The following is a 16,018-nucleotide window of genomic DNA, read 5'->3' as shown; positions in this document are numbered from 1 at the left end:
CAATAATGAATCAGGGCAAACAATGCAGATCACATCCCGGGGAATTATTCTGGCGCTGACCACCGCCAGCCTTTTTATTTCTGCCGCTCAGGCAGCCGACCAGAAGAAAATACGGATTGGATTTAATCCAGGGCCTTATAAAGAGCAATTTGAAAAAGGCGTCGCGCCCTTATTAATCAGGCAGGGGTATACTCTGGAGTATAAAGATTTCAGTGATGGAATTCAGGTTAATGATGCTGTTCATCGCGGGACGATTGACGCCAATATCATGCAGCATCCCGTCTATCTTAAGTCGGTTAATGAGCGGCTTGGCATTGATAACGTTGGGATTGTGCAGGTGCCGACCCCGCCAATGGGGCTCTACTCTGGGCGCGTGAAAACGCTGACTCAACCCGCACCAGGCAGCACGGTCTCTGTGCCCAACCAGCCCTCAAATGAGTATCGGGCGGCGCTGTTACTCCAGAGCATCGGCTGGCTCAAAATCAGCCCCGATAGCGATGCTGCCACTTTTTCGCAGAAAAATATCACGGAAAACCCCTACAAAATCGTGCTCAAAGAGATGGATAACGCCCAGCAGGTGCGTGCACTTCCCGACGTTGACTATGGAGTCATTCAGGGCAACTTCGCGGTATCCAGTGGCATGAAACTCAATTCGGCACTGAAACTGGAAGCGGCAACCAGCCAGTTTATTAACGTGGTGACGGTTGCCGGTAAAAATAAGCAGGCTCAGTTTGCCCGTGACATTATTGCCGGCTACCACTCAGCAGAATTTAAAAGCTATATCACCGGTAATGCGCAGTATGCGGGCTATCTGCTGCCAGATTATTTCAAATGAGTCAGGTAGCCATTGCGTTTCGCCATGTCAGCAAAACATTTGCGCGTAACGGTGCAGAAGTGCAGGCGCTGAAGGAGATTAATCTGCGCATCAACCAGGGTGACATCTTTGGCGTCATCGGCACCAGTGGAGCCGGAAAAAGTACGCTGCTGCGCCTGATTAATCACCTGGAGACCCCCACAACCGGCTCGGTTGAGGTGCAGGGTGAAGCGTTACAAGGGATCAGCAAAAAGCGCTTAATTCAGGTCAAAAAGCAGATTGGCATGATCTTCCAGCACTTCAATCTGCTCAATGCCAGAACGGTGTTTCACAACGTCGCCATCCCACTGATTTTACAGGGCCGGGATAAAGATTTTATCGCCACCCGTGTAGCGGAGCTGCTGGCGTTTGTTAACCTCAGCGACAAAGCCCACAGCTACCCGGATGAACTCTCCGGCGGACAAAAACAGCGCGTCGGAATTGCCCGCGCGCTGGCAACCAATCCCGCGATTCTGTTGTGTGATGAGGCAACCTCCGCGCTGGATCCCCAGACCACGGTACAGATTCTGCTGCTGTTACAGGAGATTAATCAGCGTTACGGCATCACCATTGTCCTGATCACCCATGAGATGTCGGTGGTCCAGAAGATCTGCAACCGGATGGCGGTGATGGAGCAGGGCCGTATCGTTGAACAGGGCGATGTCCTGTCGCTGTTTGCTGAACCGCAACAGTCGGTGAGCGCCAGCTTTGTGCAGTCCGTTATCCACGATCGCCTGCCACAGCAGACCCTTGCGCTGTTAAGCCAGCATCCGGCTGTCGACGTGTTGCGGCTGGAGTTTGTCGGCAGCACGGCACAACAGCCGATCATCAATCGCCTGATCCGTGAACATGAGGTTGAAGTGAATATCCTGTTCGCCAGCATGACGGAAGTACAGCGTACCATTCTGGGTTTCATGATTGTGCAGATCAAAGGCGAGCCCGCAAGACGCGAGGCGGCCATCCAGTTTCTCATCGCGACCGGAGTGAAAATCAGTGATGTCAGAACTCTTTGAAACCGCCGTTACCGGCGATCAGTTCCTGACGGCGATGCAGGACACGCTGATCATGGTGGCGCTATCTCTGGGCTTTGGTTCGCTGCTGGGCCTGCCGCTTGGCATTGTGCTGGTGATCTGTCGTCCGGGTGGGATACAGCCGAATCGACTGGTACATCAGTTGCTGAACCCGATAGTGAATATCATCCGTTCACTGCCGTTTATTATTCTGCTGATCACTATTCTGCCGCTGACGCGCCTGCTGGTGAACACCACCATCGGTACGGCGGGGGCCATTGTGCCACTGGTGATATTTATCGCGCCCTATATTTCACGGCTGGTGGAGAATGCCCTGCTGGAGGTGGATGAGGGCATTCTGGAGTCAGCCAATGCGATGGGTGCCACCACGCTGCAGACCATCTGGTATTTCATGATACCGGAAGCCGCCTCGTCGCTGGTGTTAGCCCTGACCACCGCCACTATCGGCCTGCTGGGTGCGACGGCGATGGCGGGCACGGTGGGCGGCGGCGGCATTGGCGACCTCGCCATTACTTACGGCTATCAGCGCTTTGATGCCTTTGCCACGATTTCGACTGCGCTGGTGCTGATTGTCATTGTCCAGCTACTGCAAACCCTGGGTACGCGTCTCTCGTGCCGTATCCGACGCGAGTGAGCCATGAAAAAGAATGATTTAGCTGTTATGCACTGGGGCACGTATCACGTCACCACCGAAGGGGACATGCTGACGTCGGTCAGGCCGGTGGCGTGGGACCGTAATCCCTCTGCGATCGGGCAGTCGTTACCGGGCGCGGTGCAAAGCGAAACCCGGGTCAAAAATCCGGCCGTCAGGCTCGGTTATCTCCAGAACAGAAGCGCATCCCGCAACGGGCGCGGCAAAGAGCCGTTTGTGGAAGTGAGCTGGGATGTTGCATTGCAGCTGGTGGCGGAGGAGCTGGAGCGTGTCAAAACAGAGCACGGCAATCAGGCGATCTACGCCGGCTCTTACGGCTGGTCGAGTGCCGGACGTTTCCATCATGCCCAGAGCCAGCTTCATCGTTTCTTTAACCACTATGGCGGCTATATCGCCAGCACCAACACCTACAGCATTGCGGCCGGAGAACGCACGCTGCCGCACATCATCGGCAACCTCGATGAGTTACAACGTCACCATACCCACTGGCCGGTTCTGGCAGAGCATTGCGAACTGTTTGTGGCTATCGGGGGGTTGCCGCTGCGCAATGCGCAGGTCAATGGCGGCGGGGCTAATGACCATGCGCTTTCTCATTGGTTAACCACGCTACGGCAGAATGGCACCCGGTTTATCAACATCAGTCCGGTCAGAAACGATCTCGCTGGGGTGGCGGATGCGGAGTGGCTGGCGATACAGCCCGGCTCCGATACGGCGCTGTTACTGGCAATCGGGCAGGTGTTAATTACTGAATCTCTTTACGATGCGTCATTCACAGAACGTTACACGGTGGGCTTTGACCACTATGCCGCCTACCTGCTGGGTGAACGCGACGGTATAGCTAAAACGCCAGAATGGGCCGCTCCGCTGACCGGGCTGGCGGCCGCGGAAATCCGTGCGTTGGCACGGCAGATGGCGGCGCATAAAACGATGGTGAATATTGCGTGGTCAGTGCAGCGGGCGCGGCAGGGCGAGCAGGCTTTCTGGGCCACCGTTGCGACTAGCGCTCTGCTGGGTCAGATCGGCACGCCCGGCGGCGGGCTGGGCTTTGGTTACGCCTCAACCAATCTGGCCGGTGCCGCCCGGCGACAGTTTTCCGGGCCTCGTCTGCCCGCCGGTCATAATCCGGTTCAGGAGACGATTCCGGTGGCACGCATCGCCGACATGTTGCTCAATCCCGGAGGGCACTATGAGTTTGATGGGCAACAGCGGGTCTATCCCGACATCCGGCTGGTCTACTGGGCGGGCGGCAATGTCTTTCATCATCATCAGGATATCAACAAGCTGATACGCGCCTGGCAGCGGCCGGACACTGTAATTGTGCATGAGCAGTTCTGGACGGCGCAGGCAAAATTTGCCGACATCGTGCTGCCTGCGACCACGTCGCTGGAGCGTGAAGATATTGGCAGCGCCAGCAACGACGGTTTTATCATCGCCATGCCGCAGCATCTGCCGCCGTTTGCAGCTGCAAAATCGGATTACGCAATTTTTGCCGCTCTGTCGCAGCGGCTCGGTTTTGCTGACGCCTTTACGCAGGGGCGTGATGAGCGCCAGTGGCTTCAGTCACTCTTTGAAGATTCCCGGCCACGCGCGGCAGCGCATGGCATCGAACTGCCGCCCTTTGAGGCGTTCTGGTCACAGGGAGTGGTGGAGTATCCCGCGCCAGAGACGCCGCAGATCCTGCTAAAAGCGTTTCGCGATAACCCGGAGTCAGCCCCGCTCAGCACGCCGTCGGGGAAAATCGAGCTTTTTTCTCAGCAAGTGGCCGATTTCGGGTATGACGAAGCGCCCGGATTTGCCTGCTGGTATGCGCCGGAATACCAGGCGCAACAGCAGGAAAAGCAGCAGTGGCCGTTGCATCTGCTCTCCAGCCAGCCACGGACCCGGTTGCATAGTCAGTACGATCATGGACGGGTCAGCCGGGCCACCAAAATTGCCGGGCGTGAGCCACTCTGGATGCATCCTGAAGATGCTGCTGCGCGCGGCATTGAGGAGAACAGCATCGTAAAAGTCTTTAACGGACGCGGCGCGCTGCTGGCGGGTGTGCATCTGACGCAGGATATCCTGCCGGGTGTCGTACAGATGTCGACCGGCGCCTGGTATGACCCGCTCGATCAGCAGGAGGGCCAGCCGCTGGATAAACACGGCAATCCCAATGTGCTGACCCAGGATAGCGGCAGTTCACGACTCGGCCAGGGGTGCAGTGCGCAGACCTGTTTTGTCGAGATTGCGCTTTATCAACAGCCTTTGCCTGAGATTACGGCATGGTTACCGCCGGCATTCGTGGCGTGGAGCGCAGAGTAATCTGCGGGTTTAAAGCCCGCGGCGTGGTGGGATATTCCCATCCGTCGCATATACATAGCAGGATTAGTTGGTAGTTAACGCATAAATGAAATGGCAGTGTAAAGCGATTCCATGCCAACAGAGTGTCAATCATGAGCGCGTTAACCACAGCAGAATTGCCGGTAATTGATTTCGCATTATTGTCAGGTAATCAACAGCAGCAGCAACAGGTCCTGGAAAAATTAAGCCAGGCCGCGCGTGATGTCGGTTTCTTCTATTTAATCAATCACGGCATCGACCGTGAACTATTAGATGAGGTTCAGCACGTCGCGCGGAAATTTTTTGCCCTGCCACAGGCGGATAAATCCGCAGTGGCGATGGCGAACTCGCCGCATTTTCGCGGCTATAACCTGGCGGGGGTTGAAATAACCCGCAGCCAGCCTGACTATCGCGAGCAGTTTGATATTGGTGCGGAACGGGAAGCGCTGCCCGTTACCGCCGATTCACCCACCTGGCAACGGATGCAGGGGCCGAATCAGTGGCCTGAAGCCTTACCTGAACTGCAAACGGTGGTCACCCGCTGGCAGCAGCAGATGACAGCGGTGGCGCTGGAGCTGCTGCGCGCCTTTGCCGGGGCACTGAATCTGCCGCGCAACGCCTTCGATAACCTCTATGGCGACTATCCCAACGAACATATCAAACTGATCCGTTATCCGGGCCGCACGGAGGGCGAATCACGCCAGGGTGTTGGCGCGCACAAAGATTCAGGCTTCCTGACGATGTTACTGCAGGACGATCAGCCGGGCTTACAGGTGGAAGTGACGCCGGACAACTGGATCGATGCCTCACCACTGCCGGGCGCGTTTGTGGTGAACATTGGCGAGCTGCTGGAGCTGGCGACCAACGGTTATCTGCGCGCGACGGTGCATCGTGTGGTGTCGCCACCGCAGAGCAGCGAGCGCTTATCCATCGCCTTTTTCCTTGGCGCGCAACTCGACGCCGTGGTGCCGATCTATCAACTGCCTCCTCAGCTGGCTGAACTGGCACAGGGACCGAGCAGCGATCCGCTTAATCCGCTGCTGCGCGAAGTGGGCTGGAACTACCTTAAAGGCCGGCTGCGTTCGCATCCGGAAGTTGCCCGGCGTTTCTACCCCGAACACAACACCCACTGATAACGATAAGAGATAAATGATGATGATTAAAAAGCGCTTTCTGGCCCTGGCCGGTCTTTCACTGCTGATTGCCCAGAGTTTACAGGCCGCGCCGCTGCGCGTAGCGGCCGATCCGCTGCCCCATGCGGAAATCCTGGAGTATGTCAAAACCCTGGATCCGAAACTGGATCTCAAAATTGTTGAGCTGAGCGGGGGCGTGAATGCCAATGAGCTGCTGGCCGCCGGGGATGTGGATGCCAACTACTTCCAGCATCTGCCTTACCTGAAAGATCAGGAGAAGGCGCTGGGGAAAACCTTTGCCGTGGCCGCCAGTGTTCACATCGAGCCGCTGGGTATCTATTCGCGGAAAGTGAAAAGTTTAGCGGCGCTACCTGAAGGGGCCAGCATTGCGGTACCGAACAATACCACTAACCTGAGCCGCGCACTCTGGCTGCTGCAGGACAAAGGGGTGATCAAACTCAACGCGCAGGGTGAAACGGGTTCGACGCTGGTGACGCCAAAAGATATCAGTGAAAACCCGAAGAAAATTAAGATCGTTGAGATTGAGTCGCCGCAGCTGCCACGCTCGCTGGATGATGTGGATGCCGCAATTATCAACGGCAACTACGCGCTGGAAGCAGGTCTGACCCCGGCGAAAGATGCGCTGGGACTGGAGTCTGCAGCACATAATCCCTACGCCAACCTGCTGGTAACGACGCCAGAACTGGCGAAAGATCCCCGCGTGTTACAGCTGGCGAAAGATCTGCGCTCGCCGCAGGTAGCGGAGTTTATCCGTAAAAATTATCAGGGCTCAGTGATTCCGGTTGCGGACCAGCAGCATGATTAAACTCAGTCATCTCAGCAAACAGTATCCTGGCGCATCTGCGCCAGCGTTAGACGACATCTCACTCACCATCGAAGAAGGGACCATCTTTGGCATCCTCGGTCGGAGCGGAGCGGGAAAAAGTACACTATTGCGCTGCCTCAATCGGCTGGAGAGTCCCACCAGCGGCCTGATTGAAATTGACGGGCAGGATCTCGCTGCGATGAGCCTGGCGCAACTGCGTCAGCAGCGACAGCAGATGGGGATGATCTTCCAGCACTTCAATCTGCTGCATTCGCGCAACGTGCAGGACAACGTCGATCTGGCGCTGGAGATTGCCGGTGTGCCTGCGGCTGAACGCCGCGAGCGGGTCGCATCGCTGCTGAAACTGGTGGGGCTGGCCTCCTTTGCGGCGGCCTGGCCGTCGCAGCTCTCCGGTGGACAGAAACAGCGCGTCGGCATCGCCCGCGCGCTGGCCGCCCGACCCCGTTATCTGCTGTGCGATGAGGCGACCAGCGCGCTGGATCCCGAAACCACTACTTCGATTCTCGATCTGCTGGCCGATATTCAGCAGCAGCTCAATATCACCATTGTATTGATCACCCATGAAATGGCGGTGGTGAAGCGGATTTGTGACGGGGCGGCGCTGCTTGAGAATGGCCAGCTGGTTGAGAGCGGCAGCCTGAGCCAGATCATGGGACGTGAAGAGGGACGCCTGCGCAAAATGCTGCTGAAGGATGGCGAAGCAGACCGGGCGTTTATCGAAAAATATCAGCACGAGGCGTTAACCCGATGCGTAGCATGAGTAGTGAGCGGTTTCAGGAACTGCTGCTGAACGCCACTGGCGAAACACTGTATATGGTGTTGCTGGCGGCCCTTTTCACGGTCGCGATAGGGCTGCCGGTAGGCGTGCTGCTGTTTCTGACCCGGCCAAAAGGCATTCTGCCCAATCGCGCGATTTCACTGCTGCTGAATACGCTGGTAAATACCGGACGCGCCTTGCCGTTTGTGGTGCTGCTGATTGCGCTGATCCCCTTTACCCGTCTGCTGGTCGGCACCACGCTGGGCAGCACTGCCGCCATTGTGCCGATTACGCTGGGGGCATTTCCCTTCTTTGCCCGCATCGTGGAGAACGCGCTGGATGAGGTCGACCGCGGCCGCATAGAAGCGGTGGTATCAATGGGCGGTACCCTGTGGCATATCGTCAGCCGTGTGCTGCTGCCGGAAGCGCTTCCCGCGCTGGTGGCGGGCGTTACCCTGACGATTGTGATGTTGATTGGCTTCTCGGCGATGGCGGGCGTGGTTGGCGGTGGCGGGCTGGGCGATCTGGCGATTCGCTACGGTTATCAGCGTTTCGATAACCAAATCATGGCGGCCACCATTGTGGTGCTGCTGGCGCTTGTGATGCTTATTCAGAAACTCGGCGACCGGCTGGTACGCTCGCTGGCTTATCGTCGATAAGGAGCAACCATGTTTCGCGTGATGTCGCCGAAAGGCTATCTGCAACGGCCAGGGCTGCGGGCCGGGGTGGGAGAAATTATCTGGCCGCTTGCCTCGCATATTCACATCCTCACCTCGCCGCGGGCCTGGCAGGCGGTGAATCCTGACATGAGCATAAGTCTGGAACGGGCGGGGATCCGCTGGCAGCTCGACACCCTGACCGGTGAGTGTACCGATGCGGCGATTGCTGCGCTGCAACAGCAGGTGCAGACGCATGGCGCTACCCTGATTCTGGCTGTGGGTGGCGGGCGGGTGCTGGACTGTGCCAAAGCGGTCAACGACGCGCTGCCGGATATCCGGCTGGTTAACTTCGCCACGCTGGCCGCCACCTGTGCCGCCTGGTCTCCGCTGGCGATTATCTATGATGAGCGCGGCGGCCATCTGCGCAGCCAGCCACTGAATGCCATGCCGGAGCGGATTCTGGTGGACAGCGAGGTCATCGCCCGCAGCGAGGTACGTTATCTGCGGGCCGGGATCGTGGATGCGCTGGCCAAATGGTTTGAATTTGAGCCTTATCAGCGACAGACGCCGCACCAGCTGGCGCTGGATCTTAAAGTCGCAGCCGCCTGGCAGGCGGTGACGGTGCTGAAACGCTGGGGAGACACGGCAGTGGCCGATAACATCAGGCAGCAGGTCACCCCGGCGCTGGAGAAAGTGATTGAAGCCAACATTGTGCTGGCGGGGCTGGCTAACAGTATTCAGGATGAGATGGCAACCCCCGGTTTTGCCCATATCATCCACGATCGCCTGACTCACCAGCCAGAGCTGCATAACTGGCTGCATGGTGAAAAGGTCGGCTTTAGCTTGCTGGTACAATCCTGGATTGAACAGCAGGGTAAGCAGGTGGAGCCTGAACTGCTGGCGCTGCTGCGCCGTTTCCACTCTCCCCTGACGCTGCCTGCGGCGATTAACGCGGACAGGATGAGACAGATTGCGCAGCAGATCCATTTCCCCTCCGCCAGCCTGGCGCACCTTCCCTTTACGTTCGATCATCCTCTGCTGGAGCAGGCCTTGCTGGCGACTTCTGCGTTTAAACAGTAAGTGCGGTCAGCGAATCGATCAGTGGTCGCCGCTTGCTAACCTACCAATAGTAACTTACCTTTAGTAGCTTAATGGCTAAACAGGTAAGGTGACGACGATGCATGCATTAATAGTGACTTCCCATCCCAATCAGGACGCTCACACCCACCGCGTGGCGGACCAGCTGGCGCAGGGCATTTTCGCGACAGGCCATCATACGGCTGAACAGGCCGATCTGGCGGCAGAAGGGTTTGATCCACGTTTTACGCTCAGCGATCACAGACATTTCAACGGTCTGGCGCCGACGCCGCCCGATGTGCTGGCAGAACAGCAGCGGCTGGATCGTGCCGATGCGCTGGTGCTGGTCTATCCGGTCTACTGGTGGTCATTTCCGGCACAGCTTAAAGGCTGGATAGACCGCGTCTTCATCGCGGGCTGGGCCTTTGATGAGCAGGATGGCCATATCGTAAAACGCCTCGGCCATCTTCCCGTGCATCTGCTTGCGATTGGCGCGGCTGACACCCGAACCTTTCTGCGGCGCGGCTATTTCGCCAGCATGCGGAATCAGATCGATCACGGCATCTTTGACTATTGCGGTGCGCCGGTGGGGGCCAGTGAACTGTTGCTTAGCGGCGATGAAGGTTATCCTGAGTCACACTATCAGCTGGCGCATCAACTGGGCCAGCGTCTGTTCACCCATCAGGAAAAGCATGACCGTTGAAAAAACACCCCGTAAGCGTCTGTCACGCGAAGCACGACGCAGGCAGTTGTCAGACGTCGCGTGGCAGATAATGCAAACCGAAGGCAGCGAGGCACTGACGCTGGCCAGAGTCGGCGACGCGGCGGGGGTCAGTAAACCGGTGGTTTATGACCACTTCACCACCCGTCATGGATTGCTGGCGGCGTTGTATGACGATTTTGATCGTCGCCAGACCGAAAAGATGGAAGCGGCGATGAATGCCGCACCGATGGTGATGCAACAAAAAGCGGAAGTGCTTGCGGCCTGTTATGTGGATTGTGTGATGACGGAGGGGCGTGAGATTCCGGAGTTGCTGTCAGCGCTCAGCACCTCACCGGAACTGGCTGCCGTCAAACGCCACTATCAGCTCGATTTCATCGCCCGCTGTCAGCGCTGGTTTGCCCCTCTGGCAGGCAGCAGCGGTATTCCGGAAGCAGGCATGTGGGGCTTGCTGGGGGGCGCGGATGCCATCGCAGGTGCGGTGGCACGCGGCGATGTCAGCAAACGGGAAGGAGAGCAGGCGATCACTGCCATGGTCGTGGCGCTGGTGGCAGGCAGCCGTGCGTCGGAATCGGATTAGCATAAAAAAGGCGGCCCGCAGGCCGCCGAATCCTTCAACCACAACAGGCGTTGTGTAAGTAGTGGCAACGTACAATGATGATCGTTTTAGCCTTTCACCCCGCCTGCGGTTAAACCGCTCACCAGCCAGCGCTGCGCCAGCAGGAAAACCAGGGTGATCGGAATCGCGGAGAGCACCGCCGCAGCGGCGAAATCGCCCCACAGATAGTTCTGCGGATTGAGGTACTGCTGCATTCCGACCGCCAGGGTGTAGCTGTTTACATCGCGCAGCAGCAGCGAGGCGACCGGCACTTCAGTCACCGCGGCGATAAACGCCAGAATAAACACCACCGCCAGAATCGGCACCGACAGCGGCAGCAGCACCAGCCGGAACGCCTGCCACGGCGTTGCGCCATCCAGCGCGGCCGCCTCTTCCAGTGACCCGTCGATAGTCTCGAAATAGCCTTTGATGGTCCAGACATGCAGCGCGATACCGCCCAGATAGGCGAAGATCACCCCACCGTGGGTATTCAGCCCGATAAAGGGCAGATACTGGCCGAGACGATCAAACAGGGCATAGAGCGCCACCAGCGACAGCACCGCCGGGAACATCTGGAATATCAGCATCCCTTTCAGCAGGCTGGCACGGCCGGTAAAGCGCATACGGGCAAAGGCATAGGCGCAGGTGGTAGAGAGCGCCACGATGCCCAGCGCACTGATTGCCGCAATCTTGATCGAGTTCCATAACCAGAGCAGCACCGGGAAGGGCGGCGGTGTCACCCGGCCATCCGCATGTTCCACGCTGAAACCCAGCGCCAGCCGCCAGTGCTCCCACGAGATCTGCTCCGGGATCAGGCTGCCGGTGGCGAAGTTCCCGGCACGCAGCGAAATCGCAATCACCATCAGCAGGGGAAAGAGAATCGCCGCGATAAATAACAGCAGCAGCAGATGCGTGGTGAACAGACGCAGCCGTTGCGATTTCGGTTGTACCATAGCCATAACAACTCCTCAGAGCCTGGTCCATCAGGCTATTTTATTTGTCAGTCTGAACCCGGGCAGTGCTCACAATCCTCACCTCCCAGGTTCCGGTTGTTCCACGCTCTTCGCGTCCGGACTGCCTGCAACCATGACGCCTGTCGGGCCAGACGCTTAGTCGAATTTCATCCGCGAGGCTTTCAGGTTAATCACCGCCAGCGCACCCACCAGCAGGAAGATCAGCGTGGCGATAGCGGCGGCCAGCCCAAAGTCCTGCCCGCCGCCGCCTTCAAAGGCGATGCGCCAGGTGTAGTTCACCAGCAAATCGGTGTAACCGGCTGGCGTGGTGGTGCCGAGGCGATCCGGCCCGCCGTTGGTGAGTAACTGCACCAGCACAAAGTTATTAAAGTTAAAGGCAAAGCTGGCGATCATCAGCGGCATCAGTGGTTTCAGCAGCAGCGGCAGAGTTATCAGGAAGAAGTTCTGCAGCGGTCCTGCACCGTCCATCGCCGAGGCTTCATAGAGATCGTCCGGAATCGCCTTCAGCAGGCCCATGCAGAGGATCATCATGTAGGGGTAGCCGAGCCAGGTATTGACGATAATTAGCATGGTGCGCGCCAGCGTCGGGTCGCTGAACCAGGCCGGCTTCACGCCAAACAGCGCGCTGAGCATCACGTTGATTTCACCAAAGCTCTGGTTGAACAACCCCTTGAAAATCAGGATCGAGATAAACGCCGGCACGGCATAGGGCAGAATCAGCATCACCCGATAGACCGCTTTGCCGCGCAACGCCTCCCACTGCACCAGACACGCCAGCACCATACCCACCGCGACGGTCAGCACCACGGTGATCAGCGAGAAGAGTAGCGTCCAGCCAAATATCGCCAGGAACGGCTTCTGAATCCCTTCGTCAGTAAACACCCGCACGAAGTTTTTCCAGCCGGTATTCACGGTAAAGCCGGGGCTCAGGGTTTCGTTCGCCCAACTGCCGTCGGCGTTAATCGCCTGATAGAAACCGGTCTGCGGATTAGCGCGATAGCGCGCGTTGCTCTGCTGATTGATCAGCTCATCCTGCGCACCCACCCGATAGAGCGGCTGGGTGCCGGAGAACTGGCGCAGCGAACTCATCCGCAACTGACGACCATCCGGCAGTTCAGCCCGGATCTGGCTCAGCGCCTGACGATGGGTCGTGATCGCTCTGAAGTTCGCCCGTTCACCTGACGGTGGTGCGGCAGGGGCCATTTTCAGCGTCTGTTCAGCGCCAAACTGAAACGGCGGCGAAACATAGTCTTTGCCATCATTCAGCACCAGCTGCCAGCGATCGCCGGCCGGGAACAGAGAAAAACTGACTGCTTCACCCGACTGGAAGGTGCGGCCCAGCAAAACCTGCTGCGCCCGTTCAAAGGTGAGCTGGTTGCTGCTGCTGTAGTTGGTAAAGGCAATGGCAATCGTGCAGGCAAGGGGAAACAGTACAAACAGCGCCATTCCCGCCACGCCGGGATAGACATAACGCCACGCATAGGCGCGACGGTTAGCAAAAATCCACAGTCCGGTCGCACTGAGGATCAGCGTCAGCAGCGCAAACAGATATTCGCCCTGCGCGTACATCAGCACCAGCAGATAGCCGACCAGCAGACAGCAGATCCCGATGAGAACGCTTTTCAACAGCACACTGCGCGTTTTCGGTTTTCCTGACATGATGCGGTTTTCCTTAACGGTCACTCAAGCCGGGTTGCCCCGGCTGCAAGGGGAGAATTACTTCTTCAGACGGGCCTGAGCATCTTTCAGTGCGGCGTCGACGCTCTGACGACCGCCCAGCGCGTTCAGGGTAGCGGTGCGCATCGCATACCAGAATGCCGCCATCTGCGGGATATTTGGCATGATGTCACCCTGACGGGCATTGTTCATGGTGGCGGCGATACGCGAATCTTTTTCCAGCGTCTGCTGGAAAGATTTCAGCGCCACGGCACCCAGCGGCTTATCTTTGTTGACCGCATCCAGACCGGTGTCAGTCAGCAGATAATTCTCCAGGAACTCTTTCGCCAGCTCTTTGTTAGGACTGGCGGCGTTGATCCCGGCACTCAGCACGCCGACAAAAGCTTTCGACGGTTTACCGTTCAGGGTTGGCAATTCGGTGACGCCATAGTCGATGCCGCTCTTGTCGAGGTTGCCCCACGCCCACGGACCATTAATGGTCATGGCGGTTTCGCCCTTGTTAAAGGCGGCCTCAGCAATCGAATAATCGGTGTCCGCATTCAGGGTTTTGGCTTTAACCTGATCGACCAGGAACTGCATGCCCGCTTTAGCACCGGCGTTATCGACGCCGACATCCTTCACGTCATAATGTCCGTCGGTGAGCTTAAAGGCGTAAGCCCCGCCTGCGGCCAGCAGCGGCCAGGTGAAGTAGGGTTCCTGCAGGTTAAACATGATGGCGCTTTTGCCTTTGGCGCGCAGTTGCTTGTCGAGACCGGCGATCTCTTCCCAGGTTTTTGGCGGGTTCGGCAGCAGCTTCTTGTTGTAGATCAGTGACAGCGACTCAACGGAAATCGGATAGCCAATCAGCTTGCCGTCAAAGCGCACCGCGTCCCAGGTGAACGGGAAAATCTTCTCGCGGAAGCTGGCATCCGGCGTGATCTCAGCCAGCAGGCCGGACTGCGCGTAGCCGCCGAAACGGTCATGTGCCCAGAAGATAATATCCGGGCCATCGCCGGTCGCTGCGACCTGCGGATACTTCTCTTCCATTTTGTCAGGATGTTCGACCGTAACTTTGATGCCGGTCTCCTGCTCAAATTTCTTACCCACTTCGGCAAGGCCGTTGTAGCCCTTGTCACCGTTGATCCAGATGACCAGTTTACCTTCCTCAATTTTTGCCATCGCGCTTGCCGAAAAGAGCACGGCAGAGAGGGCAGAAAGGGCCAGAATTCTTGCTCCGGTTTTCATCGTCATAAATCCATCCTGTTAGCGGAAGTGGTGAATGCTTTACCGGCATCATTGTGCTTATCCGCCAGGGCTTCTCATCCTCCTCTGCTCTACGCCCCTCGGCCTGCCGCTGTGATCGCGCTGGCAAAAAGCCCCTTAAGCGGGCGCTTACGCGACAAAAATTCCTGCGGGTCTGCGTTAGCGATCACAAAAAAGCGCGGCAGCGTGCGGGCCGCGGCGTCAGCCTGCGTTTCTCCTCCTCCCGCCTCCTCCCCCAGCGGAATGCATTGCGGTGGAGGATGTTACCGTCAGTTTCCTCTCGCATAGTGAGCCCCGGAACTCGTCTGCCGCTGGGCAGACACGACTATGCAGCTAAGAGGGAAGGGATCATGGCGAGCGTTGTGTTACGCAATGTCACGAAAGCCTGGGGCGATACGGTGGTGTCGAAAGATATCGATCTCACTATTCGTGAAGGGGAATTTGTTGTTTTCGTCGGCCCATCAGGCTGTGGCAAATCGACGCTGCTGCGCATGATTGCCGGACTGGAGACCATCACCAGCGGCGAGCTGTTAATCGGCGACCGGCGCATGAATGAAGTGCCACCCGCCGAACGCGGCATCGGCATGGTGTTTCAGTCCTATGCGCTCTATCCCCATCTGTCGGTGGCGGAGAACATGTCTTTTGGCCTCAAACTGGCCGGGGTGAAAAAAGCGGAGATCCAGCAGCGGGTTAATCAGGTGGCGGAGATTCTGCAACTGGCGCATCTGCTCGATCGCCGTCCTAAAGCCCTCTCTGGCGGGCAGCGTCAGCGCGTGGCGATTGGCCGCACGCTGGTGGCGGAACCGCGCGTCTTCCTGCTGGATGAACCACTGTCGAACCTTGACGCCGCGCTGCGCGTTCAGATGCGCATTGAGATCTCCCGTCTGCATAAGCGCCTGAAGCGCACCATGATTTACGTGACCCACGATCAGATCGAAGCGATGACGCTGGCCGACAAAATCGTGGTGCTGGATGCCGGACGCATTGCGCAGGTCGGCAAGCCGCTTGAGCTCTACCACTATCCCGCCAACCGCTTTGTCGCCGGATTTATCGGCTCACCAAAAATGAATTTCCTGCCGGTCAAAGTGACCGCCACCGCCATCGATCAGGTTCAGGTGCGGCTGCCGAATCAGCAGCTGGTCTGGCTGCCGGTTGACAGCGCCGGTGTGCAGGTCGGCAGCAACATGTCACTGGGTATTCGCCCGGAACATCTGCTCTCCAGCGATATCGCCGACGTCACCCTGGAAGGGGAAGTGCAGGTGGTGGAACAGCTGGGGCATGAAACACAGATCCACATCGAGATTCCCGCTATCCGTCAGAACCTGGTTTACCGCCAGGAGGACGTCGTGCTGGTAAAAGAGGGCGCCATCCTCGGTATTGGCCTGCCGCCCGAGCGTTGTCACCTGTTCCGCGAGGACGGGAGCGCGTGCCGCAGGCTGTATCAGGAGCCGGGTGTATAGCCCTGCCAAAAACAATAA

General features: G+C 57.9%; 15 protein-coding genes. 12 read left to right on the top strand and 3 right to left on the bottom strand.

What is annotated here, in order from left to right; translation table 11 throughout:
- Nucleotides 1-22: 22 nt before the first annotated feature.
- The 11 genes from ACXKZD_RS22835 to ACXKZD_RS22785 all read left to right on the top strand — a co-directional run bounded on the left by ACXKZD_RS22835 (nt 23) and on the right by ACXKZD_RS22785 (nt 10,629).
- On the top strand, nt 23-835 hold the full coding sequence (locus ACXKZD_RS22835; protein WP_064690725.1) for a MetQ/NlpA family ABC transporter substrate-binding protein: 813 nt from the start codon (nt 23-25) through the stop codon (nt 833-835).
- The gene (locus tag ACXKZD_RS22830; RefSeq protein WP_010670742.1) at nt 832-1,866 is read left to right on the top strand and encodes a methionine ABC transporter ATP-binding protein; all 1,035 of its coding nucleotides are present in this window, start codon (nt 832-834) and stop codon (nt 1,864-1,866) included. The genes ACXKZD_RS22835 and ACXKZD_RS22830 overlap by 4 nt, the downstream gene beginning before the upstream one ends.
- Nucleotides 1,850-2,518 (top strand): methionine ABC transporter permease, encoded by a 669-nt coding sequence (locus ACXKZD_RS22825; RefSeq protein ID WP_427053021.1) that lies wholly within the window; start codon nt 1,850-1,852, stop codon nt 2,516-2,518. Before ACXKZD_RS22830 ends, ACXKZD_RS22825 begins: the two co-directional genes overlap by 17 nt.
- A gap of 3 nt (nt 2,519-2,521) precedes the next feature.
- Nucleotides 2,522-4,837 (top strand): molybdopterin-dependent oxidoreductase, encoded by a 2,316-nt coding sequence (locus ACXKZD_RS22820; RefSeq protein ID WP_488982264.1) that lies wholly within the window; start codon nt 2,522-2,524, stop codon nt 4,835-4,837.
- 131 nt (nt 4,838-4,968) lie between these two features.
- The gene (locus ACXKZD_RS22815; protein WP_033760224.1) at nt 4,969-5,988 is read left to right on the top strand and encodes an isopenicillin N synthase family dioxygenase; all 1,020 of its coding nucleotides are present in this window, start codon (nt 4,969-4,971) and stop codon (nt 5,986-5,988) included.
- Between the two features lie 22 nt (nt 5,989-6,010).
- Nucleotides 6,011-6,814, top strand: coding sequence for a MetQ/NlpA family ABC transporter substrate-binding protein (locus tag ACXKZD_RS22810; RefSeq protein ID WP_010670746.1), 804 nt, complete (start codon nt 6,011-6,013; stop codon nt 6,812-6,814).
- Nucleotides 6,807-7,595 carry a methionine ABC transporter ATP-binding protein gene (locus ACXKZD_RS22805; RefSeq protein ID WP_050498567.1) on the top strand — a complete coding sequence of 263 codons (789 nt, stop codon included), beginning with the start codon at nt 6,807-6,809 and terminating at the stop codon, nt 7,593-7,595. The genes ACXKZD_RS22810 and ACXKZD_RS22805 overlap by 8 nt, the downstream gene beginning before the upstream one ends.
- Complete coding sequence (locus ACXKZD_RS22800) at nt 7,583-8,251, top strand: methionine ABC transporter permease (protein ID WP_022624728.1); 669 nt, start codon at nt 7,583-7,585, stop codon at nt 8,249-8,251. Before ACXKZD_RS22805 ends, ACXKZD_RS22800 begins: the two co-directional genes overlap by 13 nt.
- 9 nt (nt 8,252-8,260) lie before the next feature.
- Nucleotides 8,261-9,331, top strand: a complete 1,071-nt coding sequence (locus ACXKZD_RS22795; RefSeq protein WP_033760226.1) for an iron-containing alcohol dehydrogenase family protein — start codon at nt 8,261-8,263, stop codon at nt 9,329-9,331.
- A gap of 97 nt (nt 9,332-9,428) precedes the next feature.
- On the top strand, nt 9,429-10,031 hold the full coding sequence (locus ACXKZD_RS22790) for an NAD(P)H-dependent oxidoreductase (RefSeq protein ID WP_033760228.1): 603 nt from the start codon (nt 9,429-9,431) through the stop codon (nt 10,029-10,031).
- A complete protein-coding gene (locus ACXKZD_RS22785) occupies nt 10,021-10,629 on the top strand; it encodes a TetR/AcrR family transcriptional regulator (RefSeq protein WP_033760229.1) in 609 nt (202 codons plus the stop codon). The genes ACXKZD_RS22790 and ACXKZD_RS22785 overlap by 11 nt, the downstream gene beginning before the upstream one ends.
- An 86-nt stretch (nt 10,630-10,715) precedes the next feature.
- Here the strand turns inward: ACXKZD_RS22785 and malG are convergent, their stop codons facing one another.
- The 3 genes from malG to malE all read right to left on the bottom strand — a co-directional run bounded on the left by malG (nt 10,716) and on the right by malE (nt 14,528).
- Nucleotides 10,716-11,606 (bottom strand): maltose ABC transporter permease MalG, encoded by an 891-nt coding sequence (gene malG, locus ACXKZD_RS22780; RefSeq protein WP_010247369.1) that lies wholly within the window; start codon nt 11,604-11,606, stop codon nt 10,716-10,718.
- A gap of 150 nt (nt 11,607-11,756) precedes the next feature.
- Entirely contained in the window at nt 11,757-13,280 is a 1,524-nt protein-coding gene (malF, locus tag ACXKZD_RS22775; RefSeq protein ID WP_033760231.1) for a maltose ABC transporter permease MalF, read from the bottom strand.
- A gap of 57 nt (nt 13,281-13,337) precedes the next feature.
- Nucleotides 13,338-14,528 (bottom strand): maltose/maltodextrin ABC transporter substrate-binding protein MalE, encoded by a 1,191-nt coding sequence (gene malE, locus ACXKZD_RS22770; RefSeq protein WP_010247363.1) that lies wholly within the window; start codon nt 14,526-14,528, stop codon nt 13,338-13,340.
- Between the two features lie 362 nt (nt 14,529-14,890).
- Between malE and malK the strand changes: the two genes are divergently transcribed.
- A complete protein-coding gene (gene malK, locus ACXKZD_RS22765) occupies nt 14,891-16,000 on the top strand; it encodes a maltose/maltodextrin ABC transporter ATP-binding protein MalK (RefSeq protein ID WP_010247360.1) in 1,110 nt (369 codons plus the stop codon).
- The last annotated feature ends 18 nt before the right edge of the window (nt 16,001-16,018 follow it).

The sequence above is a fragment of the Pantoea sp. ABR1s genome (assembly GCF_057812235.1).
This window is presented reverse-complemented; position numbering and strand designations above follow the sequence as displayed.

What these genes read in the sequence shown, in the direction of transcription:
- ACXKZD_RS22835 (WP_064690725.1), top strand. Translation starts at nt 23, where the DNA reads ATGCAGATCACATCCCGGGGAATTATTCTGGCGCTGACCACCGCCAGC.
- ACXKZD_RS22830 (WP_010670742.1), top strand. Translation starts at nt 832, where the DNA reads ATGAGTCAGGTAGCCATTGCGTTTCGCCATGTCAGCAAAACATTTGCG.
- ACXKZD_RS22825 (WP_427053021.1), top strand. Translation starts at nt 1,850, where the DNA reads ATGTCAGAACTCTTTGAAACCGCCGTTACCGGCGATCAGTTCCTGACG.
- ACXKZD_RS22820 (WP_488982264.1), top strand. Translation starts at nt 2,522, where the DNA reads ATGAAAAAGAATGATTTAGCTGTTATGCACTGGGGCACGTATCACGTC.
- ACXKZD_RS22815 (WP_033760224.1), top strand. Translation starts at nt 4,969, where the DNA reads ATGAGCGCGTTAACCACAGCAGAATTGCCGGTAATTGATTTCGCATTA.
- ACXKZD_RS22810 (WP_010670746.1), top strand. Translation starts at nt 6,011, where the DNA reads ATGATTAAAAAGCGCTTTCTGGCCCTGGCCGGTCTTTCACTGCTGATT.
- ACXKZD_RS22805 (WP_050498567.1), top strand. Translation starts at nt 6,807, where the DNA reads ATGATTAAACTCAGTCATCTCAGCAAACAGTATCCTGGCGCATCTGCG.
- ACXKZD_RS22800 (WP_022624728.1), top strand. Translation starts at nt 7,583, where the DNA reads ATGCGTAGCATGAGTAGTGAGCGGTTTCAGGAACTGCTGCTGAACGCC.
- ACXKZD_RS22795 (WP_033760226.1), top strand. Translation starts at nt 8,261, where the DNA reads ATGTTTCGCGTGATGTCGCCGAAAGGCTATCTGCAACGGCCAGGGCTG.
- ACXKZD_RS22790 (WP_033760228.1), top strand. Translation starts at nt 9,429, where the DNA reads ATGCATGCATTAATAGTGACTTCCCATCCCAATCAGGACGCTCACACC.
- ACXKZD_RS22785 (WP_033760229.1), top strand. Translation starts at nt 10,021, where the DNA reads ATGACCGTTGAAAAAACACCCCGTAAGCGTCTGTCACGCGAAGCACGA.
- malG (WP_010247369.1), bottom strand. Translation starts at nt 11,606, where the DNA reads ATGGCTATGGTACAACCGAAATCGCAACGGCTGCGTCTGTTCACCACG.
- malF (WP_033760231.1), bottom strand. Translation starts at nt 13,280, where the DNA reads ATGTCAGGAAAACCGAAAACGCGCAGTGTGCTGTTGAAAAGCGTTCTC.
- malE (WP_010247363.1), bottom strand. Translation starts at nt 14,528, where the DNA reads ATGACGATGAAAACCGGAGCAAGAATTCTGGCCCTTTCTGCCCTCTCT.
- malK (WP_010247360.1), top strand. Translation starts at nt 14,891, where the DNA reads ATGGCGAGCGTTGTGTTACGCAATGTCACGAAAGCCTGGGGCGATACG.